The organism is Pseudomonas sp. HPB0071 (assembly GCF_000478505.2).
Taxonomy (GTDB): Bacteria; Pseudomonadota; Gammaproteobacteria; order Pseudomonadales; family Pseudomonadaceae; genus Chryseomonas; species Chryseomonas luteola.
In genome coordinates, this window is the sequence record NZ_KI517367.1 from 4,197,046 (window position 1) to 4,220,680 (window position 23,635).

A 23,635-nucleotide genomic window follows, 5' to 3' on the forward strand; every position below is an offset into this window, starting at 1 on the left:
ACTTTACGCCCCTCGCCTTGTTAGGGACTACACTTATGCTCTTGCTGTAGGGCCAGCAGTTCCGCAGTCTATCCAGAGCGTGGGTGCCTATGTCGACTGGGTTAGCAAAAAACCACACTTCCGAGATGTAGGTATAGCTCTGTATGGGTCTCAAAGTCATCTGGCAGGCTTGATGTTGGGCTGCGAAGAAGAAATTGCTCTGCGCATGCAAACATACAGTCACACCACAGCTATTATCGGCGACCTACTCGAAGGAGGATTGGCCGCCACGATATTTGTATGCGGACAGGTTAACAGCCGTAGAGCAGAAGGAAAGGTACACGCTCTTACTGTAACCAGCAAAGATCGCATTCCTAACTGGCCGGCCGTCAAAACCTTTACTGAGCAAGATATGCCGATGGATATAAATGGCTGGATTGGATGGTTCGTGTCAGCTAATACACCAGACCCAACGATTTCCGACCTTTTTAATAAAGTAGCCCGTATGCAGCAGACCCAGGACTATCAGGAATTGCAAAAGCGTTATCTGCTTACTCAGGCTTCTCTTTCACCCGAGCAAACTCAAACAACGCATCACTGATGAAAATGGTTATTCCGGTAAGCTCATAACAGAATTAGGTATAAGCAAGCTAAGCAATAGCGCCTAAGCGCCACAACGGATAGATTCTGAACTTAACTAGCAACGCTTCGGCAGCCTGTTTAAGGGCCTATCTGCACAATCAGCAGGCACATAAGCTTAGACAACGTGAAGACCAGCTTGATACGAAAGCGAAACCCGACTCATCGGTCGGGTTTCAACAAGCTGAGTTAGCACTTATGAATACTCTCTTCGAAGCAGGCCATATCACTGCGTGCTTCGTACCAGTGTATAAGGCGCTGCTTCCAAACATTATTTCTCTTGTGAAGGAATAAACTCAGCGACTGCCTGATCCGCCGCCCGAGCCGGATGAAGATCCGCCCACCCCGCCAGTGCCGCCCATACCGCTGCCCGCACCTCCAGCTCCACCTGCCGCACCACCTTGCTCCTGCGGACTGACATCTCCGCCCCCTTGATCTTTGCCCCACGGTACACAGCCAGTCGCCAACAATGCCCCGAATAAGATACTCGTCACCCATGCTGCTCGTTTCATTTTGGATCCTCCTGTCTGGACTAAGTGGGACCCTCAACATGGCCAATAAGTGCAAGGCGAGAGGCTCTACGGCGTTTCTTTCCTAGGGTTTGTCTAAAAAGTCGCGTTTGTTAGCTTAATGCCGTTATGGCAAGCGGAGGCAGACATGACAGGTCGCTACGAGCTTTCGAGTCAGCGCTGGGCATTGATTGAAGACATCGCTTCTCCTCCCAGGCCATGGGCCGTCCTCGCCGGGATGATCGACAGATGCTCAATGGTATGTTCTGAATCTTTTGCTCCGGCGCCAAATGGCGTGATCTACCCGAACGCTACGGCCCTTGGAAAACGGTCTATCAGCATTTTCGCCAATGGCGGGACGACGGCACGTTTGAGCGCGTATTGACTCGTCTGCATCTGCGGCTTCGCCAGGGTGGCTTTATCGATCTGGATACCTGGATGGTAGACTCCACGACCATTCGAGCTACCCGTGCTGCGGCAGGAGGCGGAAAAAAGGGGCCGGACGAACCTGTAGATCACTGCCTGGGACGCAGCCGGGGTGGGTTAGGTACCAAGATTCACCTAATCTGCGATACCAATGGTTATCCGCTGAGCTTTACCCTCTCGCCTGGTCAGCAGGCCGATTCGCGCAACTTTATTCCGTTACTGGATCAGGTGCGTCTTCCTGGCTCTCAGGGCAGACCACGCAAGCGTTGCCGGACAGTGATCGCGGACAAGGGCTACGATAGTGAAGGGGTGCGCCGCTATTGCGACCGCTTCGGTATGCAGCCGGTGATTGCCCAGCGCACGACGCACCGCAAACCTCGGCCAGGTCTGCCTCGCCTGTTTGATAGACCCAAGTATCAACAGCGTAACGTGATCGAACGGCTATTCGGTTGGTTAAAGGAGAGGCGTCGGCTCTGTACTCGCTTTGATAAGCTGGCTAACAGCTTCAAGGCCATGGTAACGCTGGCCTGTATCGAACGATGCATGCGTGCCGACTTTTCAGACAAACCCTAGTGTGGTGAATCACAACTACCAAGCACAAATATGGTCTGCAGAGTGAATGCTCAAAGCTGAGTCGAGGAGGCATGCGATGAGAACAGGCCGTCCCGCTGTACAGATCACACTAACCAGGCAAGAACATGCCGAGCTCAGCCGTCGTAGGGCTCAGCGTAAAGGTCCTGCGGATTCAAAACTACGCGCTGAAATCATCCTTTCTTACGCTAGCGGTGAACCTGGCTCATCGATTGCCAGGCGCCTGGGTATTACCGCTCAGACCGTATCGCGGTGGCGTCTTCGCTTCTCACAGTGGGGACTTGAGGGGCTTAATGATGAGCCCAGATCTGGGCGACCCCGCAGTATCAGTGACGAGAAGGTTCAGGAGGTTGTTGATCGGGTCCGGCAAACCAAGCCTGAGGATGCCAGCCACTGGAGTTCGCGCCGCATGAGCAAGGCTACCGATATTTCCATGGCCAGTGTGCAACGTATCTGGCGAGCCTTTGGCCTTAAGCCTCACCTTGAGCAGACGTTCAAACCCTCAACCGATCCGGCCTTCGTTGATAAAGTTCATGACATCGTTGGGCTATACCTGAACCCACCGGATAAGGCTCTGGTGCTGTGTATCGATGAGAAAAGCCAGATCCAGGCCCTGGATCGAACCCAGCCAGGTCTGCCTTTGACATCAGGCCATCCGGTAACTCGAGCACATGATTATTAGCGCTTTGGCACAACGTCCTTGTTTGCTGCGCTGGATGTTGCCACAGGCGAAGTGATCGGGCGTCTCAAGCGTCGTCATCGTAGCGCTGAGTTTGTGGAGTTCTTGAAGGCTATTGATGAAGAGATCTGTACGGACCTACCGGTTCACTTGATCATGGACAACTATGCGGTGCATAAGACCGATCAGGTAAAGGCCTGGCTAGCCGCACACCCTCGTTATCAGGTGCATTTCACCCCAACCTCGGCTTCCTGGCTAAACCTGGTAGAACGCTATTTCTCGACCCTTAGCCAGAGATGGATCAAGCGGCAATCACATACCAGCGTAAGCGATCTTGAGAAGTCTATTAACCATTACCTGGCTACTTACAACCAGAACCCGAGGCCCGTCCGCTGGAGTAGGAGCGCTGGTGAAATCCTGGCTTCGGTAGGTCGGGCAGCACGAGCTTTTCGTAGGAACTAATTAAACGTACTTGTGATTCATCACACTAAGAGTCATCCTGGTGCTTGTCCTGGGCACTATCCATAAGCGTCAGAAGAGCTTCACTAATGAAATCAGCATTTGCTGCAAGCTCTTCAAGATGCTCCATGGCACGACCTGACACATCGGTTGACCCGCGCTGATCAATCCAAATTGCAAGCTCCTCAACCGCTGCGCCGAGCGCTAATTGGTTCCGGTTCAAACGGGACAGTAACGCCACCATGATTTGTTGATCACCGTAAAGCATACCGGGCAGACTCCTGAGCTTAGGAATGAAACTACACATCACTTGAACGTTATACCTAACCTACTCATACGCCGATATGATCAAAAGATCATGAATCGTTAAAGCATGAAAAGACAAGCTCATCACTAGGCTAGCAACCGCACAAAAGGTAGTGATGCCTTCTTTGTAGCTTTTCGCCAGCAAACGCAGCCGTACTCTAAAGCCTGGCCTGAGTATTGCTAGAACATTGAGGCACTATTCCTCAAGCTCTATTCTGTCAAAAAACCATCAAATTAAATTTTCGGCTGGTTTTGACGATAAGCAGACGTGCGCTCCGTTGTCCGTATTAGGTGTGAGCAATGAATATCCTTTTTTATCTGTCCGGCTTTATCAGAAAAGCGCCGCTTTTCCTGTTATTTTTTGTTTTATTGACCGTCCAAACCGAAACTGCTAAGGCATCCGTAGACCTAATAGGTCTAAATATGTCTGGAGCAGGGTTTGCAGGACAAGTGCTGCCTGGCGTAAACGGCCGTAACTACATTTTTCCTACAGAGCCTTACTTTCAGCAATGGAGCACCAAAGGCATACGGCTGATTCGCTTTCCTATTCTTTGGGAACGCCTTCAGCCTACCCTAGGTGGGCCGCTGGATCCGACTTACGCTGCCTTGATAGATGGTACGTTTAATCTTGCCAATAAATATGGCATGAAGGTAATTCTGGACCTGCATAATTACATGCGTTATCGGGGACAGATTATTGGTACAAGTGGTGTGCCTTATCAGAGATATCAGGACATCATGGCCAAGATTGCACAGCGCTGGAGCACCCAACCATCGTTGTATGCTTACGACATCATGAACGAGCCCCATGATGCCCTAGCCTATTGGCCAACGGCTGCTCAATATGGGATTAATGGTGTTCGCAGTATAGATAATGTTCGCCCCATCATGATCGAAGGTAACGGATGGGCTGAGGCCACCCGCTGGGCATACTGGAATGATCCGCTGCTCAAACTGCAGGATCCTGCAAATAATATTATTTTCGAAGCACATACCTACTTTGATGAGGGAGCTGGCGGCACATACGACGCTGTCGACGTTAGCACCCTAAGCCCAACATATGGTGTTGAACGTGTTAAGCCCTTTATAGAATGGCTGAAGAAAAATGGCAGGCGAGGCTTTATTGGAGAATTCGGTGTTCCAGATAACGACCCCCGCTGGCTCACTATTATGGACAACATGCTGGCCTACCTAAGACAGAACTGTATTCCAGCAACTTACTGGGCAGCAGGTCCTGGCTGGGGAACATATAACCTGTCAGTAGAACCCGTTGGCGGACAAGACCGCCCTCAGTGGCCGACACTGAAAAAATATATCGATAATACAAGCTGCTCTTCCTATGGACCTGCAGTAACACCTGTTACAGCTCTGCCATCAGGAGCAGGAGTCATTACTCCGTCGACACCTAATACAGCTATACCAACAGCCACACCTACAAATACGGCTCCTGTTTCAAATATCTCTGTGTCACTAGCCGGGTTTGATGCACTAAATTATATAGCATCGTATCCGGACTTAGCGGCTGCTTTTGGTACAGACGTTCAAGCTGCAACGCAGCACTATATCAATACTGGATACAAGGAAGGACGGGTTATATCATTTAACCCTTTAAGCTATATAGCTTCATACCCTGACCTAACTACAGCCTTTGGTACAGATACTAATGCTGCGACCAGACATTATATCCTTTATGGATATAGGGAAGGCAGAAGGGTACTCTTTAATGCTCTATCTTATATCGCAAGCTATCCTGATCTTATAAAAGCGTTTGGTACTGACATCAATGCAGCAGCCAAACACTACATACTAAATGGATCTAAAGAAGGCAGAAAAATTTCCTTCAGCCCAGATAGATACTTGGCAAAATATGCAGACCTTCGCGCTGCGTTTGGGTCGAATAGAAATTTTGCGACCCTGCACTATATAGATCATGGCTATAAGGAAGGGCGTACACCCTGACGCTCATATAGATTTCGAATCGCACGAAACTATCCGCTTGACGATTCGAAATCCAAAAAATCTTTATAGATATTTCAAAGCAGTTTCTGGTCAGCCAAGACCTTCAACAATCTATTGTTAACCAAGCCAGCCACTTACTTCAGCTATAATGCACTAGGTTTTAATTCTCACTGATCAGCATCACTGAAAAGCGGGCAAAACTAGCGGCAAAATCAGGGTACAGTAGACTCATGTCTAGGCCTGCACAGGCGGACCCGATTACCACCTGCAATATAATTAGCGCTGCGGACTGACAATGCTGACCCCTAGCGATCACAAAGACCTTTTTTGAAGGAATCCCTTAAATGGTATGAGTCTAGGCATAGATCTGCCTCTACTCATGGATCAATAAATAGCAGTTTTCTCGCCACTGAGCTAGGAGTCCCAAGCGCTGCGTTGGCCCTCCCCTTGCTAGCGATGCCCTAATTTGTCAGCCCTCGCGTTGCATAGATAATCGCCTATCGCATATACAACGCCAAAGACAATCTGCGTTTCCCCCGCTCTTCTATCCGCAGCACATGCCGAAGGAAGCGAGCTGGTGGATAGCTTTCCACGCTTGTACAACCGTAATCAATTTTTAATCCCCCAGCGCCCTGGTAAACTGAAAATATAAACCATCTAGACTCTTTCACACCTCTCGGGCGGTCTTTATACTCCGCAACAAACTCACACCCCCTTAAAAGACAATAAGGATATGAAATAAAAAAACACTTCACTTCAAACTTTCATGAATTTTATAAATCATCCATTTTTAAAAAATGGATCAAGAATAAGCAACCAGCCAGATGATTTTAATAAATACTTTAAAAATTTAGCTTTTTAATACGCTCCTGATACTAGTCATGCCTTAATTGGAAGTCCTCATGCTTACTAACGAATCTTATTTATGGCACAACAAAAAAGCACCCAGGTCATCTACTGCAATTTCGGCACTTGTAGCAATAAATCTTTTCGCAATAGCATTCATGTTATTTTTTATGCGAAATTCAGAGCCACTCCTCAATCCGACTGTATTTGCTGAAGATGGTGTTTGGACAGGTATGGGAATGGAGCATGGATGGCTACAAACTGCATGGAATGCAAGGCCTGATTATAAGGTCGTCCTAAATGTCGCTATGCTTTGGCTAGCTGCAAAAACAAGCTATATTTTTACAGGAAGCCACATAGAAGGATTGGCTTTCTTTATAGCTATATTTTCATATGCTTTTTTTGCCGCTATCGCTACGCTTGGCTACCTTGCTACGCAAGGTATTATCAGCCACCCATTGAGGATCGTGCTTTACATTCTAATTGTAATGGCTCCAGTGGGTCTGCATGGAAATGAAATATTTGGAAGGATTCTCCAAATAGGGTTCTTTTTGCCGCTGGCTTCTATTTTTCTTCTGATGATAAGAGACCAAACGCTTGGAATTATCGGCACTATTACTATCGATGCGATTTTAGTTTTGTTCGTGATAACAAACCCAGTCGTTGCGTTACTGGTATTTCTATACGCAGCGCTTTACCTCCTAAAAAACAGGAACCTCCTCGCCACTATTAAAAGCTTAGCACCACTATGCTTGATTTCTCTAACCTACATTATCGCGGTAAAGGACAACGTTCGACCAGGCTCGTCGCTACCTATAGCGTGGGACCAAAATCATGCTGTAGAGGCGATTGTAGCAAGGAGTGTGCTCTACCCATTCGTTCATTTAATTTATAGAAACATGACCGATGTTACTTCTATAGTTTTATTGGTTGTATTTATTACACTTATTGCATGTGCACTTTACCTTTCCCGCAGGAACGGTAAGTGGTTTATACTCGCATTCTCAGCTGCATCGCTGTTCATCTACGTCGCGCTAACATTCAAGATGCGCGGGGGACTGACGACGCTGCTAAACGGATACAACTCGACGTTCCCTGACCGTTATTTTGTCGGAATAAACTTGATTGCGATGCTTTGCTTTGTTCTGGCACTCTCGATTATTATCGAAAGCGCAGGTAGGAATGTGCGCATTGCATGCTATTCATTATTGGCACTGATTGTTTTTTCCTATGTTTGGAAAGCAAGCTCAATATTCGAAAGAGGCAGGCCGACGATGGTAATTTACCAAGACAAATCATTTGGAGACCGACTGTGTGCTGCTAAAAAAACTATGGATGGACTTTATTCTCAAGTGCTAATAGAACCGGCAGGATGGTCAATGAAGATACCAAATGGAGAGCTTCATTTAACCAGATGCCCGTAGCTAGAATAGGCCACGATCAGGCAACCAGAATATACCAAGGTGGCGATATTAACATTTTCACCTTGGCATATACTTATTTCTAGCAATGTGAGCTATATCTGCCATTTAAAACCAAAAGAATTAATTTAGAAACGCGCATCACTACTAGCCACTTTATTATGCACATAAACAGCGAAACCCGATGACTTCTCTCTGTATTCTTATTAGCGCAGCCAGATCAATAAGTTGAATTTAAAAAAATTTCACTTTCTCTAGATAACAAACTTCGCAATATCAAAAATTAATATTCAGATTCCTGATTGGCTAGCTGGATGCCTTGCATCAACACAGTATTTATTCCAATAGAGTCGATCAAAGATCGTTTCTTTGGTACCCAGAATACTCGTATTGTCAGGAGCCTCGACCCATATATTATTTATAACTAATGTATTTTCTTTAACTGACACTGACGAAACATACCTCATGAAACGTGGAGCAGTTTCCCTGACGCCTACCCCGCTTAAGCGTCCACATACATATCCGTCCCCAGTCCCGCTACTCAATGAGCCTAAAAAGTAGGTATACCCAAATTTTGCTGACTTTGGGTCTTTCAGCTCTTTCTTGACTAACGCCTGACTTTTTTCAATAGCATCCTTCTCGGTTGGACTACATCCAGCCAAGCACACAAAAGCAATAGCAATTAACAGGACGTTTCTCTTCATGACTGGTCTCTTCAAACCGCTCAAAGGCTAAATACATTTTTTACATTGAAGTCCGAATATGATTACGCCGGTTTCTACCGTTTCCTATGAACAGTTGGAGGAGTCGAAACCATAAATCTTGCCGTACACCTTTAAGCCAAACCTTCATCATTGGCCACCGTATAACTGTAGGCACAGTTATGCCACAATATGCCTAATGTCGGGAACGAATCCCGCTTTCATCACCGGTCAGCTGGGTCATAGCGTTCAACTGCTGCTATCGCCTTACGCCACTGGATCTCTTCACAATCAGACTGCAACGAGCTGGCAAAACTTCAAATTGGCCTTGAATCGGTCCTCGCCTCGCTTATGACAGTCTGGACACCGCGACAGGTAAGACTCTTGATCTCCACCGCCAATATCACCATGCAGTTCGGGGCAAAGCCCCTGTTTGAAAATGTTTCAGTCAAATTCGGCAATAGCAACCGTTACGGCCTGATCGGCGCGAACGGTTGTGGCAAGTCGACCTTCATGAAGATTCTGGGTGGTGATCTGGAACCATCAGCGGGTCAGGTCATGTTGGAGCCGAATACTCGTCTGGGTAAGCTGCGCCAAGATCAGTTCGCCTATGAGGAGTTTACCGTCATCGATACGGTCATCATGGGGCACACCGAGCTGTGGAGGATTAAAGCCGAGCGTGATCGCATTTATGCACTTCCGGAAATGTCGGAAGACGACGGCATGGCGGTTGCCGAGCTTGAAGTTCAGTTTGCTGAAATGGATGGCTACACAGCCGAATCACGTGCAGGCGAACTACTGCTCGGGCTCGGTATTCCTCTTGAACAGCATTTTGGTCTCATGAGTGCCGTATCGCCAGGCTGGAAGCTTCGCGTGCTTCTCGCGCAGGCGCTGTTTTCAGATCCAGACGTGTTGCTGTTGGACGAACCTACCAACCACCTGGATATCAACACAATCCGCTGGCTCGAAGGTGTACTCACTGCGCGTAACAGCACCATGATCATCATTTCGCACGATCGCCACTTTCTTAACAGCGTCTGCACGCACATGGCCGATCTGGATTATGGTGAGCTGCGTCTGTTTCCTGGCAACTACGACGAATACATGACGGCCGCCACCCAGGCGCGTGAGCGTTTGCTGTCTGATAATGCAAAGAAAAAAGCACAGATTGCCGAGCTTCAGTCCTTTGTCAGCCGTTTCTCGGCTAACGCATCCAAAGCAAAGCAAGCTACAAGCCGAGCACGCCAGATCGACAAGATTCAGCTTGAAGAGGTAAAGCCTTCCAGCCGGGTAAGCCCCTTTATTCGCTTCGAACAGACTAAGAAACTGCATCGCCAGGCTGTAACGTTAGAGAACGTTGCCAAGGGCTATGACGGCAAGCTGCTTTTTGACCGCTTGAGTCTTCAGATTGAAGCCGGTGAGCGCGTAGCCATTATCGGACCGAACGGGATTGGTAAAACCACCCTTCTCCGCTGCCTTGTCGGCGAGTTGCCTGTCGATAAAGGTGAAGTCAAGTGGACAGATAGCGCGGAGGTTGGCTACTTCGCCCAGGATCATGCTGAGGATTTCGAAGACGATATCAACCTGTTCGACTGGATGGGCCAATGGACCCAGGGCGGAGAACAGCTGGTACGTGGAACGCTAGGTCGGATGCTATTCTCCAACGATGACATTCAGAAGTCTGTAAAAGTCATCTCGGGTGGCGAACAGGGTCGTATGCTGTTTGGCAAGCTTATCCTCAAAAAGCCTAACGTACTGGTAATGGACGAGCCGACAAACCACTTGGATATGGAGTCCATCGAAGCCTTGAATCTGGCGCTCGAAAACTATCCCGGTACACTGATTTTTGTCAGCCACGACCGCGAATTTGTGTCCTCGCTCGCCACCCGTATTGTTGAGCTGACCGAAACAGGTATTACTGACTTCAGTGGTACCTATGATGATTACCTGCGTAGCCAAGGTGTAATTGGCTAGGCCAATGTAGCCTTTAGTATATAACGCTACAAAAAGCGGTGAGATTTATTAAAAGTCCACCGCTTTTGGGTTTTATCCTGAGCTCCGCGCTTGTATCATCCGCCATGCTTTTCCGATTCGCCCATGAAACGGATATTTCAAGCATGTTCCGGTATGTCCGGCTGTTGAAAAGAGAAAATGCCTTTTCCTACGTCGCTCACCTTATCGAGTCGTTGTGTACTCGATCCTTCCATCAGGCAGCCATGATGCCTGACCGCAGCGATATTCTTCGTTTCCTTAAGCATCGCCGCCGACTGTCTTCAACAAAATTATCTGTCAGCATTGTTAGTCTGCTTACGATCTGGCTTAAGATTGTTTATAACGTATTTCCGTTTGTGTTTTATGCCTCAAGCCCCATATGGATAAGGTGTGGCTTTGCATCGCGTCACAGCCAGATGTGTCTGGCACGCGAGCTCGAGGTATCTGAACTAGGTAATGCAGGCTCAAGTCGTAAAAGGCTTGGCCTTTATAATTCAAGAATGACCTTGTGCTTCAGGAGTACCATTAATGACCCAACGTGGTAGCGGAGAGTCGGATCTCGTTTTCGTGGGAGCCGGCATCATGAGTGCGACGCTTGCTGTCATGCTCAAGGAACTCGACCCCTCATTGAATGTGGAAGTTCTAGAGCTACTCAGTTCCGGCGCCGCCGAAAGTTCCAACCCTTGGAACAATGCCGGCACAGGTCACGCAGCACTTTGCGAGCTGAACTACACCCCGGAAGGCAAGGACGGTACGGTAAACATTACCAAGGCCATCGATATCAACATCATGTTCGAAACGTCCAAGCAGTTCTGGACCTACCTTGTCGAACAGGGCCATTTCGATTCGCCTAGAAGCTTTATCAATCCTGTTCCTCACCTAAGCTTTGTCCGCGGCGATAAGGATATTTCGTTCCTGCGCAAGCGCTTCGAAGCATTGTCGGCGAACCCCTTGTTTGCCGGGATGGAATACACCGAAGATCGTGCAAAGCTTAAAGAGTGGATGCCCCTGATGATGAAGGGACGCACCACGAATGAAAAGATCGCGGCGACACGCACTGAGAGCGGTACCGACGTGAACTTTGGCGCACTGACCACTAACCTGCTCCATCACCTGACCAAGCAGCCGGGTACCAAGATTACGTATAACCAGAAGGTTACCGATCTGCATCGCGAGCCTGACAATCGCTGGCGACTGACCATCCAAGATACCCAGACCGGCGCAACTCGCACCTTACGGGCCCGGTTTGTTTTTCTTGGCGCAGGCGGCGGTGCTCTACCACTCCTGCAAAAATCCGATATACCGGAAAGCCACGGTTATGGCGGTTTCCCGGTGAGCGGTCAATGGCTGCGCTGTGACAAGCCGGAAGTGGTCAGTCAGCATCAGGCCAAGGTGTATGGCAAGGCAAGCGTAGGCTCGCCCCCCATGTCCGTACCCCATCTGGATACGCGTGTCGTGGACGGCAAGAAATCTCTACTGTTTGGTCCATTTGCAGGCTTCACAACGAAATTCCTGAAGCAAGGCTCCTTTATGGACCTGCCTAAATCCATTCGAGCCAATAATCTGGGCCCCATGCTGGCTGTGGCACGGGATAACATGCCCTTGACCAAGTATCTGATCGGTCAGGTCATGCAGACGTTCGACCAGCGTATCGAGGAGCTTCGGGGCTTTTATCCAGAAGTGGACAAGAATGACTGGCGCCTTGAGATTGCAGGTCAACGCGTTCAGATCATCAAGAAAGATCCCAAGACGGGCGGCACTCTGCAGTTCGGAACGGAAATCGTGTCGGCACAGGACGGATCGATTGCAGCGCTACTGGGTGCCTCTCCAGGCGCGTCGACGTCAGTCTCGATCATGCTTACGCTCATTCAGCGCTGCTTCCCTGAGCAATACAAGAGTGAGGCCTGGCAGGCTCAGTTATTGAGGATGTTCCCAGCACTCAATGGTTCGCTGGATAAGGACCCTGAGCTGCTTCAGCGCGTGCGTTCACACTGTAATGAAGTTTTGCAACTCCGATAATATCGGTGAAAGAGGACGTGTTGAGCACGTCCTCCTAGAATAATTAGAATATCTAGCTAGCGTGTATTCACTGGACAACCGTCCACCCCGCCCCGAATACCGCCTCAGTGACTGTCGAATGCCATGAGAAACTCTTCCATGGCATTCGACTCGCGACCTTACTCAAGCCACTGCAGACGTCCAATCCACCCAGCCAAACTTCCAGGTTGCCAGGATCAGCAGACCAAAGACGATCCGATACCAGGCGAACATCGCATAACTGTGGTTACCAATAAATTTCAGGAGACCACGCACGGCGATCATCGCGAAAATAAAGGACGTGATGAAACCGATAGCGAATACAGGTAGGTCACTGGGCTGAAAAAGATCCCTGTACTTGTAGCCTGAATAGACCGCGGCGCCGACCATGGTAGGCATGGCGAGAAAGAATGAAAACTCGGTTGCAGCTTTTCGAGAAAGGCCAATCAGCAAACCACCAATAATGGTAGACCCCGAACGGGAAGTACCTGGGATCATAGCCAAACATTGAATGCAGCCAATCTTGAGCGCATCGACCCAGGTCATGTCATCGACATGATCGATATTCGTGTTGTGTTGGCGCCGCTCCGCCCACAGCATGATCACGCCACCAATAACCAGTGCCATGGCTACCGTGATGGGATTGAACAGGTATTCATGGATCGCATCGGCAAAGGCAACGCCCAGAATGACGGCTGGAAAGAAGGCTACCATCAGATTTACGGTAAACCGTTGAGCCTCTCGTTGACGGGGCAGGCCGACTACGACATCGATGATCTTGCGGCGAAACTCCCAAACGACAGCCAGAATCGCACCCAACTGAATAATGATGTTGAACGCCATGGCTCTATCGCCACCAAATCCCAACAGGTCGGCCACAATAATCTGGTGACCTGTACTTGAGATCGGCAGAAACTCGGTCAAGCCTTCTACGATGCCCAAAATTAGCGCCTGGATGGCACTCCATAGATCCATTCGTTTCTCCATATAGCTGCCGAGGTAGCAGCGCTAGCTTGCTTATTCAACTGGGGGAGTCAGGTCTACAACCGGAACGCCGTGAACAATACCAGAGGCCTTACTTTTCGTTGGCATACGTTCAATAAAACGGAGCGATACAACTGAAGGTAAGATACGGTCCCTGTCCGACATATTTTCCCAGGGTGCTTAGGGTGTCTTCTTTTGAAATAGTTGCAGCCGTTTTAGGCGTTATCGCGGTCTGGCTCACGGTTCGGCAAAATGTTTGGGCCTGGCCGGTCGGATTAGTCATGGTCGTGATGTATGCCTGGGTCTTTTATGATGTCAAACTGTACTCAGATATGCTGCTTCAGGGCGTTTATGCCGTTCTGCAGCTCTATGGCTGGTGGCAGTGGGTCAAGGGCGGACAAGATCATCAAGGACGACACGTCACTCGTCTTTCAAATGCAGCTCTGCTGGGTAATCTGCTGGTAGGTGCTCTCGGGACAATTGCCTTAGGTTATTTAATGAGCACCCATACCGACGCAAGCCAGCCCTGGCTGGATGCGGGGCTGACCAGCTTTAGCCTGGTTGCTCAGCTCTGGATGGCACAGAAGCGGGTCGAATGTTGGGTGCTTTGGTTCGTAGTCGATGTAATCTACGTTGCGCTCTTTATCTACAAGGCCCTCTACCTGACCGCCCTGCTCTATGTACTGTTTGTTGGTTTGGCCGCGCGCGGCTGGTTTGTATGGCGACGTGAGGTAGCAACCGTATGAAGGTGATCGTACTGACAGGCCCTGAATCCACTGGCAAGTCATGGTTGGCTCAAACGCTCAAAGACAATCTGGACGGAATGCTGGTAGGCGAATATGTGCGGGAATACTTTGCTACGCTAGGGCGCGATACTACCTACGAAGACATCACCCCTATCGCGCGTCGTCAGCTTGAACATGAAGACGCAGCACGCCAGCAGCGCCCCGCTCTTCTGATCCTAGATACTCATCTCTTAAGCAACATCTTGTGGAGCCGCTTTCTATTCGATGATTGCCCAGACTGGCTGGAAGCTGCATTGCTTGCGCGCCACTACGATCTGCATCTGCTGCTGGACCCGCGGGAGGTACCCTGGAACAGCGACGGGCAGCGCTGCCAGCCTGATATGCGAGACCGCCTGGCCTTTTATGAGGCTTGTAAAACGTGGCTGGATAACCATAAGCAAACCTATCGGTGCATCGGAGGCAACTGGGCGAATAGACAACGCCTGGCCTTGCAATATGTCACTGAGTTGCTGGAAGGTTAGCGTACCTGCATGTCTATCCAGTAAAATGATGAAATCATTTGGAGGCCCTATGCCAGACGACGATTTCTCATCATTCGCCAGTGAAATGCGAGGCGTTCGACGCTTGGTAGATGACCATGCAGACACCGGTAAACCGCGCACGGATCGTCAGCAGGTCGTCAAGCGTCGTGAAGCCGCCATACAGTCAACGGCAGCTATCAAGGTTGATGGGTTGTCTGATCAGTTCATCATCGACGTGGGGGCTGAAGACGAGCTTTACTGGGCACGTGATGGTGTTCAGGATAGCCAGATTCGTAAGCTCAAGGCCGGGCAGATTCCGTTTGACGGCAGCCTGGATTTGCATGGCATGACGGTAGAGAAAGCGCGCGCGACACTGTGGGACTTTATCGCTGAGGCAACGAAATTCGAAGTTCGCTGCGTTCGCATTACTCACGGGAAGGCAGCGCGCCTTGATGGACGACGTCCGCTCATCAAGAGTCATGTCAACACTTGGTTGCGTCAACATTCTCAGGTGCTGGGCTTTGTGTCTTGCCAACCGCGCCATGGCGGTACTGGCGCCGTCTATGTACTGCTTAAACGAACCATGCTGGAAGGTCGGGACGAATAACCTAGCTTTCCAGTCAGAATTGATTTTAATCGCCGCAGCCCCTACTCTCCTCATCCCGCATCGCTGCGGTGTCAATATCCATAGGAATTACCATGTCATTGGAACAACACTACTCCGCCATTCTTTCTCAGTTAGGCGAGGATGTTTCCCGGGAAGGCTTGCTGGATACGCCCAAACGTGCCGCCAAAGCCATGCAGTACCTGTGCAAAGGCTACAACCAGACGTTGGAAGAAGTGGTTGGAGATGCGCTGTTCACTTCAGACAATAGCGAGATGGTATTGGTCAAAAACATCGAGCTGTATTCCCTGTGCGAGCACCATATGCTGCCCTTTATCGGCAAAGCTCACGTAGCCTATATGCCAAGCGGCAAGGTGCTGGGCTTGTCCAAAGTTGCCCGCATCGTTGATATGTACGCGCGCCGCCTGCAGATTCAGGAAAACATGACCCGTGAAATTGCGGAGGCGATTCAGAAAGTCACCAACGCGGCGGGTGTCGCGGTAGTCATCGAGGCTCAACATATGTGCATGATGATGCGCGGCGTCGAGAAGCAAAACTCATCGATGGTTACTTCCGTCATGCTTGGCCAGTTCCGTAGCAACGATGCAACACGCGCCGAGTTCATGGGCCTTATTAACCGATAAGTCTGATGCTCGTGAAAAACCGGCCTGAATGGCCGGTTTTTTATTTAACCTGCATTGCGGTGTTGGGCCTGTACGTCATCAAGCCCCTTGGCCTGGATAGTCCATAACGACTCGAACAGTCCTCCACTTCGCTGCAGAACAGCCGGTGGGCCATCTTCGACAATACGCCCTTTGTCCATCACGATGACCCGATCGAACGATGCGACTGTAGACAACCGATGGGCTACTGCCAGAACAGTGCGTCCACGAACCAGGTCCGTCAGCGCCATCTGAATTTCCTTTTCCGAATGCGTGTCCAGCGCAGAGGTCGCCTCATCCAGAATCAGGATGGGGGAGCCTTTCAGAAACGCCCGCGCAATGCCCAAGCGCTGACGCTGCCCTCCTGACAAGCGAGCCCCTCGTTCGCCTACCAGTGTGTTGTACCCTTCGGGTAGCTGGCGTATGAAATGATCGCAATAGGCGTGGCAAGCTGCTTTATAGACCTCTTCATCCGTAGCATCAGGTTTTCCATAACGGATATTTTCACGGATGGAGCGATTGAAGAGAGCGATCTCTTGCGGCACCACTGCAATGGCTGCGCGCAAGCTGTCTTGGCTGACTTCATGAATAGGCTGACCATCGATAAGAATTCGACCGCTATTCACTTCATCCAGACGTTGAAGAAGGTTAATCAACGTAGACTTGCCTGCCCCGGAGGTGCCCACTAGTCCAACCTTTTGGCCTGAGGGAATGTGCAAGGACAGGTCATCAATGACTTTGGATCCGTCAGGATAGCTGAACGAAACATGCTCAAACGTGATGGAGCCTGATTTGGCATTGAGAATAGCAGCGTTTTCCGTGTCCTGAATGCCATGGGGCTGAGCAATCACCTTGAGCGTATCGGCCACCGTTCCGAACTGCTGCGCGGCATCGACCAGTGCCAGCGCCAAGTCTCTGGAGCCATGCAGAATACGGAAGGTCAGTGCACTTACCACGACGACGTCACCAGGCGTAACAGTACCTTGTCGCCACAGGTAAATAGCCCAGAGCAGCATAGAGCCAGCCATCAAGGTCAGGCATATATCGTGTAGAACTCGCGCTTTTTCAACATACATCCAGCTACGACGCTGAGCACGTGCCTCAACACCCAGTTCCTGCGCCAAGCGATCACGCTCTCGAGCCTGAGCCGAAAAAGCCTTGATAGTCCAGACATTGGAAACCATGTCTACAACCTCTCCGCCTACACGCGACGCTTGCTCGGCAAAGGCCTGATGCTTATGGCGACCACGGATGCCAAAACCCGTAATGATGCAGCCAACCAGCAGCACAAAGCCTATCAACGCCAGCGCCATTTCCCAGCGGATGGACAGCATAACGACTACCGCCCCCAGGAAATCGGTACAGGGCGGAACGATACGCCACGTCAACGCGGAAAAAATATTCGCGACGGCTGTGCTGGTCTGATTGATTCGATTGCCCAATGCGCCAGAGAAATGCTCCTTGAAGTAACGCATTGGGTGGCCGGTCAGATACTCGAACAGATCGATTCGCAGATCTACGCCTGTCCTGACAATAGTCCGACAGCCAAGCCACCCACCTCCTCGCCACAGGATGTTTTCAAGAGCAATAAGTCCGATGAAAAAACCAAAGGGGAGCCAGACATTGGCTTCCATTCGGTTGTCACTGGCCATAGCATCCACAAGAAGCTTCATGGCGTACTGAACGGCAACGGCGCAGGTGGCGCCGCCAACCATTAGGAAAAACAACCCTCCAAACGCCAAACGGCGCCGACAGACATAGCGCCATAGAAACGCGATCGGACGAGAGGGGAACGGTCGCCCCCCTGGAGAACTGGAAGTGTTGCTCATGAAGCCTGCCCTTCAGCCATCGCAGCGAACTGAGCCTGTTGACGCTCCAGCTCTTCTGCCAACGGAGAATAAATGGCTCGATGACCCTGAAGATCAGCATAACCATATAAACCGACTTCACATAGGCGCTCATCGTTCCATCCTGGATAGTCCAAGATCGGATACAGGCAAATGCCTTCGACAGGGATATCCTGAGTCATGGCATTACGAACTTCTTCACATACGTATGCCAGCCATGAAGGCCTCGCCTCACCTTCCGCTCCTGTCTCTGCAATCATGAGCGGTCGCTGGTAGCGGGCATAGACCTCAGCCAACATTCCACGCAAGGGACGATACAGTGGATCATCCCGAAAAACGGTTTTACCGCCGTTAAACCATTGATTGTCGGAATAGAAGTTGAGCCCAACGATATCAAGATATTCAGCCTTCCCACCGAGCCCCGGCCAAGCTTTTCCACACAGCATGTCCCAGGCTTCGAACTGAGACTGCCGGTAGGCTTCGGCCGCCTCGCGGTCTGCTGCTCTACCTGAGGCAGGAATCACATTGATGAGTGGGTCCGCCTGGACGAACCGAGCCTTGGGCGCAACACCACGAATGGCTTCGATGGCAGCAATCGAGGCTCGGATCAACTGATGCTTGAGTTCAGCTCCCCGCTTGACACCCTTGGGGTTGAATTGACCCGTATCACCACCACCCCATGCCCAAAAAGATATTTCATTGACTGGACAATAAAAGGGTACCTCTATGCCTTCGTCACGCATAAACGTGGCAACAGCCTTTGTGAATCGCTCAAAGCGTTCCACAAAGCCGGGATACCAAATATCGATGTCGTCAGGCCACCCATAGTGGCACAGGTCCCACACAATCTGGACACCCTCTTCCCGGGCGGCTTTGACCTGGGGAAGCAGGCTCGACCAGTCAAAAAAACCTGGCCGCGTCTCAATCAGATGCCAGCGCACACCATCACGAGCAGCCTGAATACGATGGGTACGCAAGCGCGCAAAGTCGGCTTTCGCAAAGCGATCATGCTCCGTCGCCTGGATTAAATCCAGGCGACGGTTATCGAAACGGCGGTGAGTTGAGCACTCGAACCCACCCAGGAAAAAACTGTTAAAAGTCCCAGGTACATGCATCGTAATGTGCTCCGGTCTTTATACTGCCGAGACTTCAGCAGTGTCCTCAACCACACCTTCCGATTCCGCGATACGCTTGTAGGCTGTCAATGCCTGTCCAACGACCTGGTCCATGTTGTAGTACTTGTACGTACCCAAGCGGCCCAGGAATGTCACGTTAGGAGTCGAGTTAGCCAACTCCTGATATCGCTTGTAGAGCTCGGCATTTTCCGGGCGAGGGATTGGATAATAGGGGTCGCCCTCCGCCGACGGATATTCATAGGTCACGCTGGTTTTCAAATGCTCTTGGCCGGTCAGGTGCTTGTATTCACTGATACGGGTGTATGGAACATCTTCAGAGGGATAATTGACGACTGCCACAGGTTGGAACTGCGCCGAATTGACCGTTTCGTGATGAAACTTTAGCGAGCGGTACGGCAGCTTGCCGTAGCAATAATCAAAATATTCATCGACAGGACCGGTATAGATCAGATGATCGAACTGGACTTCGTTACGGATCTCGCGGTAATCGGTGTTAAGCATGACCTTGATGTTGGGATGATTCAGCATCTTCTCAAACATACGGGTGAAGCCATGCAATGGCATGATCTGGAAGGTATCGCCGAAATAGCGATCATCCGTATTGGTACGGGTAGGAACGCGCGAAGTGACTGATTTATCCAGCTGTGAAGGATCAAGCCCCCATTGCTTGCGGGTGTAGCCACGGAAGAATTTCTCGTAAAGCTCACGGCCTACCTGATTGATGACAACATCCTCAGATGTCCGGATAGGCTCTACCGGTTCAGCCCGACCTTTCAGGAAGCTCTCGGCCTCCTCGTCTGTTTTCAGGTCAAGACCATACAGCGCATTCACCGTGGTACGGTTGATCGGGATCGGTACCAGTTGATCGTCCACATAAGCGAGCACCTTGTGCTCGTAGGTACGCCACTCGGTAAAACGGGAAAGATAGTCCACGATCCGCTGCGAGTTGGTATGAAAAATATGTGGGCCGTAGCGATGAATCAGAACCCCTGCCTCGTCATAGTGATCATAGGCGTTGCCCGCAATATGGGGCCGGCGGTCTACGATCAGGACACGCTTGTTGAGCCCTACGGCCAGACGCTCAGCCAGTACGCTCCCGGCAAATCCGGCGCCTACGATCAGATAGTCGAACCCACGTCTCTGGGATTCTTTTGAACTCGCTGCACCTGCAGACATGGCTTCCCCCTCGTTTATCGTGCGCATTTCATTTGCTCCGTCATGCCCTGCCAAGTGGCATCCCATGACATTTCACCCAGGATAGAGTCGGCCTGTTTCAAAAGCCCTTCCCGGTCCTGGGCATCTACCAGCGAAGCCTCTACGGCACGAATGAATGCTTCAGCGCTATCTGCAATACGGACGATACCCGACTCACCATAGGTGCGTACCACATCGGTAATGGGTGTCGATACGACAGGCTTACCGCCTGCCAAGTATTCGGGCGTCTTGGTAGGACTGATGAAACGTGTCGACTCGTTTAAGGCAAAAGGCATGATCGCGACGTCCCAGCCCGCAAGATAATGGGGCAGCTCGTCATATACCTTGCCGCCCAAGAGATGAATGTTGTCGAGCTTAGGCAAACTATTGGGATCTATCTTGACGACCGGACCAATCAGCACAATGTGCCAATCAGGCCGTTGACGCGCGACCTCGGCCAGCAAGTCGATATCCAGACGCTCGTCAATCACGCCATAAAACCCAAGACGCGGATGCGGAATACTGTTCTGGTCATCAGGATCAAGCTGCTCGGCGCGGACTTGAGCGAAATGAGCGATATCTACACTGCTCGGGAAAGGATGGGCGTTAGGGTGGCGCTCGCGCTTGGCCTCATACAGGCTATAACCGCCCGTAAACACCACATCGGCCTTTTCCAACAGAAGTCGTTCACGTTCCAGCATTTCCGGCGGCGCGCCTCGGAAAGCAGAAAGCTCATCCATGCAGTCATACACGGTAAGCGTAGATTTGAGGTGATGGCTGAAGGGCCAACTCATGGGAGTGTAATACCAGAGAACCGCCTCCTCAATTCCGGACTCTTCGACGTATCTGTCCAGCAGACGCTTCAATACTGCCTCAGCCGCCTCGCCCTGTACGTCCGAAGGCAGTCTGGGTACCAGACGCGTAACGCCTAGATCAGCCTCGATTTCTTCAAGCCAGGGATTGGGTTCATCCGATGGCATCGGCTCTTCAAAGAACAGTACGTTGTAGTCGCGCGCAAAGCGGGACATCAAGTGCTGAGGCCGTTGGTAGACGAAATTCCAGCGCAGATGGGAAAGACAGATCAGGGTAGGAAGGTTTTCCCTGCCTGATGCATCAAAGCCCATTTCCGTTCTGGATGACGGCTTTGACTTGCCAATCTCATATTGAAAGGGTCCAGCCCAGCTCATCGATTACTCCTTAACTCGTGTATGACCAAGTCAGGAACTCGTACAACACGAATCGAGTTCTATGCCTTTTCCCGTTGGAAAGATCCAATTCTTTCCATTTAAGAGCTAAACCCGCCGGCTACTCATTACGCCAAAACCGGCAAAAATCAGAACACCTTGCATTCGAACATCATCGAATATCAATAGAGTCACTGGGCGGTGAGACTGGTTCTGAGCAAACCCAGTTCCAACCCTTTCGTCGATACATGTTTTTTTACACTTACCTCATTCCTATAGGAACTAGTCGTCATATCACCGGGTCTGGCTTTATACATGCATATTCTTTGTGCATGGCCTGTCTTGTTTGCCGCTTCGAATAGGCCGCTGAACCTCGTTCAGCGCTTCGCTGTGTCGGCGTGCTTTGTATTACGACTAGATCAATGGAGCGTGACGATGATTCTTGTGACTGGGGGCGCGGGTTATATAGGGTCGCATGCTGTTTTGGAGCTGTTACTGTCAGGGCAAGACGTTCTCGTGTTGGATAACCTGTGCAACAGTTCACGTGTAGCATTACAACGGGTCGAGCAGCTAGCTGGCCGCAGCGTGCATTTCGTCAAAGGTGATATACGCCGACGCGCGCAGTTGGATGCTCTGTTTGCACAATATCCAATCGAGGCTGTCCTGCACTTTGCCGGGCTCAAAGCAGTAGGCGAAAGCGTAAGACACCCGTTGAGCTATTACGACAATAATGTGGGTGGCAGCCTGACGCTTTGCCAGGCAATGGCTGACGCGGGTGTTTTCAAGCTGGTGTTCAGTTCATCAGCAACCGTTTACGGCATGCCTGACACGGTTCCTATCAGCGAGCAGGCACCTACCGGTATACCAACCAATCCGTACGGGCAATCCAAGCTCATGGTTGAAAACCTGCTGCGCGATCTGGCTGCTGCAGATCCTCGCTGGTCCATTGCCCTGTTGCGCTATTTCAATCCCATAGGTGCACACGAATCCGGCATGATTGGTGAAGACCCAAGTGGCATTCCCAATAACCTTCTGCCATACATCACGCAGGTAGCCATTGGCCGTTTGGAGCGCTTGAGCATTTATGGCTCGGATTACCCTACTCCAGACGGTACCGGGATACGTGATTACATTCATGTAGTCGATCTGGCCAAAGGACATCTTTCCGCCCTGCGCAAGCTACAAAGCGTCAAGGGAGCGCACGTCTGGAACCTCGGAACCGGGCGCGGCTATTCGGTACTGGAGTTAGTAAGGGTGTTTGAAGAGGTTGCACAGATGCAGCTGCCCTATCGCTTGGCGCCTCGCCGCGAGGGGGATGTTGCGGAGTGCTGGGCCGATCCTCACAAAGCCGAACAGGAACTGGGTTGGAGAGCAGAACGCAGCCTGACGCAGATGATTGCCGATGCTTGGCGCTGGCAATCGCAGAATCCAAATGGTTATCGTGTTGCAGAGACAGTGAAGAAGTCCATCAAACAGATTCCAGCAAAGCCTATTACAGGCACTACCGGAAGCCGAATAAACACGTCTGCCAACGCCTCGGCTTGATTCTCAGATATAAAAAGGCCGCTGTAAAACAGCGACCTTTTTATTCCCGTCAATCAGTCATACATGCCCACATGCTGCGGATGGCTTGCAACACGCTGCAGCCAGGCATTGATGGCAGGGTACCGAGACAAGTCGAATCCACCCTCTGCCGCTACGTGCGTATAGGCGTAAAGCGCAATATCGGCAATGGAGTACGTATCGCCTACCAGATACGGTGTCCGGGAGAGTTGCTGCTCCATAACATCCAATGCCTTATAGCCTTCCTTAAGGCAACTTGCATGTTCGGCACGCCGCTCTTCAGGCATGTCAAGGTAAAACTGAATAAACCGCGCCACTGCTACGTAGGGCTCATGACTGTACTGCTCGAAGAATTGCCATTGCAGTACATGAGTCCGCAAACGCGGCTCCTGGGGCAGGAATGTGCTGCCTTCTGCCAGGTAGTTTAGAATGGCATTGGACTCCCATAGGTAGGAGCCATCATCCAGCTCAAGCACAGGAATCTTGCCATTGGGGTTTTTTTCAAGAAACGCTGGAGAGCGTGTCTCGCCCTTTAAGATATCTACATCAACCCATTCATAGGCAAATCCGCGCAAGGCCATCATCAGCTTGACCTTGTAGCAGTTGCCGGAACGCTGGTCTCCATAAATCCGGTACATAATGATCTCCTT

18 protein-coding genes and 4 pseudogenes are annotated in these 23,635 nt (G+C 50.7%); 13 read left to right on the top strand and 9 right to left on the bottom strand.

Annotated elements, in window-relative coordinates; genetic code table 11:
• Positions 1–40: 40 nt before the first annotated feature.
• Positions 41–580: pseudogene (locus tag HMPREF1487_RS19365) on the top strand (tripartite tricarboxylate transporter substrate-binding protein); the annotation flags it as partial.
• A 334-nt stretch (positions 581–914) separates the two neighbouring features.
• Here the strand turns inward: HMPREF1487_RS19365 and HMPREF1487_RS27795 are convergent.
• Complete coding sequence (locus tag HMPREF1487_RS27795; RefSeq protein WP_010798408.1) at positions 915–1,130, bottom strand: hypothetical protein; 216 nt, start codon at positions 1,128–1,130, stop codon at positions 915–917.
• 145 nt (positions 1,131–1,275) lie between these two features.
• On the opposite strand from HMPREF1487_RS27795, the pseudogene HMPREF1487_RS26855 reads away from it, so the two are divergent.
• Both HMPREF1487_RS26855 and HMPREF1487_RS19380 read left to right on the top strand, forming a co-directional pair.
• Positions 1,276–2,126, top strand: a pseudogene (locus HMPREF1487_RS26855) (IS5 family transposase).
• 76 nt (positions 2,127–2,202) lie between these two features.
• Positions 2,203–3,285, top strand: a pseudogene (locus tag HMPREF1487_RS19380) (IS630 family transposase).
• 25 nt (positions 3,286–3,310) lie between these two features.
• On the opposite strand, the gene HMPREF1487_RS19385 reads toward HMPREF1487_RS19380, so the two are convergent.
• Entirely contained in the window at positions 3,311–3,550 is a 240-nt protein-coding gene (locus tag HMPREF1487_RS19385) for a hypothetical protein (protein WP_010798413.1), read from the bottom strand.
• Positions 3,551–3,888: 338 nt separating this feature from the next.
• Between HMPREF1487_RS19385 and HMPREF1487_RS26860 the strand changes: the two genes are divergently transcribed.
• Together HMPREF1487_RS26860 and HMPREF1487_RS19395 are read left to right on the top strand one after the other, a co-directional pair.
• On the top strand, positions 3,889–5,547 hold the full coding sequence (locus HMPREF1487_RS26860) for a glycoside hydrolase family 5 protein (protein WP_010798414.1): 1,659 nt from the start codon (positions 3,889–3,891) through the stop codon (positions 5,545–5,547).
• Positions 5,548–6,449: 902 nt separating this feature from the next.
• Complete coding sequence (locus HMPREF1487_RS19395) at positions 6,450–7,817, top strand: hypothetical protein (protein ID WP_010798415.1); 1,368 nt, start codon at positions 6,450–6,452, stop codon at positions 7,815–7,817.
• Between the two features lie 287 nt (positions 7,818–8,104).
• Here the strand turns inward: HMPREF1487_RS19395 and HMPREF1487_RS19400 are convergent, their stop codons facing one another.
• A complete protein-coding gene (locus HMPREF1487_RS19400) occupies positions 8,105–8,518 on the bottom strand; it encodes a hypothetical protein (protein WP_010798416.1) in 414 nt (137 codons plus the stop codon).
• 142 nt (positions 8,519–8,660) lie between these two features.
• Between HMPREF1487_RS19400 and HMPREF1487_RS28000 the strand changes: the two are divergent.
• The 3 genes and pseudogenes from HMPREF1487_RS28000 to mqo all read left to right on the top strand — a co-directional run.
• A pseudogene (locus tag HMPREF1487_RS28000) lies at positions 8,661–8,860 on the top strand (site-specific integrase); the annotation flags it as partial.
• A 39-nt stretch (positions 8,861–8,899) separates the two neighbouring features.
• Positions 8,900–10,489 (top strand): ABC-F family ATPase, encoded by a 1,590-nt coding sequence (locus HMPREF1487_RS19405; RefSeq protein WP_037030283.1) that lies wholly within the window; start codon positions 8,900–8,902, stop codon positions 10,487–10,489.
• Positions 10,490–11,035: 546 nt separating this feature from the next.
• Positions 11,036–12,526, top strand: coding sequence for a malate dehydrogenase (quinone) (gene mqo / locus HMPREF1487_RS19410; RefSeq protein WP_010798419.1), 1,491 nt, complete (start codon positions 11,036–11,038; stop codon positions 12,524–12,526).
• 162 nt (positions 12,527–12,688) lie between these two features.
• On the opposite strand, the gene HMPREF1487_RS19415 is transcribed toward mqo, so the two are convergent.
• Positions 12,689–13,519, bottom strand: coding sequence for an undecaprenyl-diphosphate phosphatase (locus HMPREF1487_RS19415; RefSeq protein ID WP_010798420.1), 831 nt, complete (start codon positions 13,517–13,519; stop codon positions 12,689–12,691).
• A 194-nt stretch (positions 13,520–13,713) separates the two neighbouring features.
• Between HMPREF1487_RS19415 and pnuC the strand changes: the two genes are divergently transcribed.
• The 4 genes from pnuC (at position 13,714) to folE (ending at position 16,043) form a co-directional block, all read left to right on the top strand.
• Positions 13,714–14,274 carry a nicotinamide riboside transporter PnuC gene (gene pnuC / locus HMPREF1487_RS19420; RefSeq protein WP_037030284.1) on the top strand — a complete coding sequence of 187 codons (561 nt, stop codon included), beginning with the start codon at positions 13,714–13,716 and terminating at the stop codon, positions 14,272–14,274.
• Positions 14,271–14,795, top strand: a complete 525-nt coding sequence (locus HMPREF1487_RS19425) for an AAA family ATPase (RefSeq protein WP_010798422.1) — start codon at positions 14,271–14,273, stop codon at positions 14,793–14,795. Before pnuC ends, HMPREF1487_RS19425 begins: the two co-directional genes overlap by 4 nt.
• 49 nt (positions 14,796–14,844) lie before the next feature.
• Complete coding sequence (locus HMPREF1487_RS19430; RefSeq protein WP_010798423.1) at positions 14,845–15,402, top strand: Smr/MutS family protein; 558 nt, start codon at positions 14,845–14,847, stop codon at positions 15,400–15,402.
• 92 nt (positions 15,403–15,494) lie between these two features.
• Positions 15,495–16,043 carry a GTP cyclohydrolase I FolE gene (gene folE / locus HMPREF1487_RS19435; protein ID WP_010798424.1) on the top strand — a complete coding sequence of 183 codons (549 nt, stop codon included), beginning with the start codon at positions 15,495–15,497 and terminating at the stop codon, positions 16,041–16,043.
• A 44-nt stretch (positions 16,044–16,087) separates the two neighbouring features.
• Here the strand turns inward: folE and HMPREF1487_RS19440 are convergent, their stop codons facing one another.
• From HMPREF1487_RS19440 to HMPREF1487_RS19455, 4 genes are read right to left on the bottom strand one after another with little or no spacing between them, the layout of a single operon-like run.
• Positions 16,088–17,890, bottom strand: coding sequence for an ABC transporter ATP-binding protein (locus HMPREF1487_RS19440; RefSeq protein WP_010798425.1), 1,803 nt, complete (start codon positions 17,888–17,890; stop codon positions 16,088–16,090).
• Complete coding sequence (locus HMPREF1487_RS19445) at positions 17,887–19,023, bottom strand: family 1 glycosylhydrolase (protein ID WP_010798426.1); 1,137 nt, start codon at positions 19,021–19,023, stop codon at positions 17,887–17,889. Before HMPREF1487_RS19445 ends, HMPREF1487_RS19440 begins: the two co-directional genes overlap by 4 nt.
• Before the next feature lie 18 nt (positions 19,024–19,041).
• Positions 19,042–20,247, bottom strand: a complete 1,206-nt coding sequence (gene glf / locus HMPREF1487_RS19450) for a UDP-galactopyranose mutase (RefSeq protein ID WP_010798427.1) — start codon at positions 20,245–20,247, stop codon at positions 19,042–19,044.
• Positions 20,235–21,425 (bottom strand): glycosyltransferase family 1 protein, encoded by a 1,191-nt coding sequence (locus tag HMPREF1487_RS19455; RefSeq protein ID WP_010798428.1) that lies wholly within the window; start codon positions 21,423–21,425, stop codon positions 20,235–20,237. The genes glf and HMPREF1487_RS19455 overlap by 13 nt, the downstream gene beginning before the upstream one ends.
• A gap of 432 nt (positions 21,426–21,857) precedes the next feature.
• Between HMPREF1487_RS19455 and galE the strand changes: the two genes are divergently transcribed.
• A complete protein-coding gene (gene galE / locus HMPREF1487_RS19460) occupies positions 21,858–22,967 on the top strand; it encodes a UDP-glucose 4-epimerase GalE (protein WP_010798429.1) in 1,110 nt (369 codons plus the stop codon).
• Positions 22,968–23,020: 53 nt separating this feature from the next.
• Here galE and HMPREF1487_RS19465 read toward each other — a convergent pair whose 3' ends face one another.
• The gene (locus tag HMPREF1487_RS19465) at positions 23,021–23,623 is read right to left on the bottom strand and encodes a glutathione S-transferase family protein (protein WP_010798430.1); all 603 of its coding nucleotides are present in this window, start codon (positions 23,621–23,623) and stop codon (positions 23,021–23,023) included.
• Positions 23,624–23,635: the final 12 nt, after the last annotated feature.

Bases quoted from the DNA above. Each gene is read 5' to 3' on its own strand.
- HMPREF1487_RS27795 (WP_010798408.1), bottom strand. From the start codon at position 1,130: ATGAAACGAGCAGCATGGGTGACGAGTATCTTATTCGGGGCATTGTTG.
- HMPREF1487_RS19385 (WP_010798413.1), bottom strand. From the start codon at position 3,550: ATGCTTTACGGTGATCAACAAATCATGGTGGCGTTACTGTCCCGTTTG.
- HMPREF1487_RS26860 (WP_010798414.1), top strand. From the start codon at position 3,889: ATGAATATCCTTTTTTATCTGTCCGGCTTTATCAGAAAAGCGCCGCTT.
- HMPREF1487_RS19395 (WP_010798415.1), top strand. From the start codon at position 6,450: ATGCTTACTAACGAATCTTATTTATGGCACAACAAAAAAGCACCCAGG.
- HMPREF1487_RS19400 (WP_010798416.1), bottom strand. From the start codon at position 8,518: ATGAAGAGAAACGTCCTGTTAATTGCTATTGCTTTTGTGTGCTTGGCT.
- mqo (WP_010798419.1), top strand. From the start codon at position 11,036: ATGACCCAACGTGGTAGCGGAGAGTCGGATCTCGTTTTCGTGGGAGCC.
- HMPREF1487_RS19415 (WP_010798420.1), bottom strand. From the start codon at position 13,519: ATGGATCTATGGAGTGCCATCCAGGCGCTAATTTTGGGCATCGTAGAA.
- HMPREF1487_RS19425 (WP_010798422.1), top strand. From the start codon at position 14,271: ATGAAGGTGATCGTACTGACAGGCCCTGAATCCACTGGCAAGTCATGG.
- HMPREF1487_RS19430 (WP_010798423.1), top strand. From the start codon at position 14,845: ATGCCAGACGACGATTTCTCATCATTCGCCAGTGAAATGCGAGGCGTT.
- folE (WP_010798424.1), top strand. From the start codon at position 15,495: ATGTCATTGGAACAACACTACTCCGCCATTCTTTCTCAGTTAGGCGAG.
- HMPREF1487_RS19440 (WP_010798425.1), bottom strand. From the start codon at position 17,890: ATGAGCAACACTTCCAGTTCTCCAGGGGGGCGACCGTTCCCCTCTCGT.
- HMPREF1487_RS19445 (WP_010798426.1), bottom strand. From the start codon at position 19,023: ATGCATGTACCTGGGACTTTTAACAGTTTTTTCCTGGGTGGGTTCGAG.
- glf (WP_010798427.1), bottom strand. From the start codon at position 20,247: ATGCGCACGATAAACGAGGGGGAAGCCATGTCTGCAGGTGCAGCGAGT.
- HMPREF1487_RS19455 (WP_010798428.1), bottom strand. From the start codon at position 21,425: ATGAGCTGGGCTGGACCCTTTCAATATGAGATTGGCAAGTCAAAGCCG.
- galE (WP_010798429.1), top strand. From the start codon at position 21,858: ATGATTCTTGTGACTGGGGGCGCGGGTTATATAGGGTCGCATGCTGTT.
- HMPREF1487_RS19465 (WP_010798430.1), bottom strand. From the start codon at position 23,623: ATGTACCGGATTTATGGAGACCAGCGTTCCGGCAACTGCTACAAGGTC.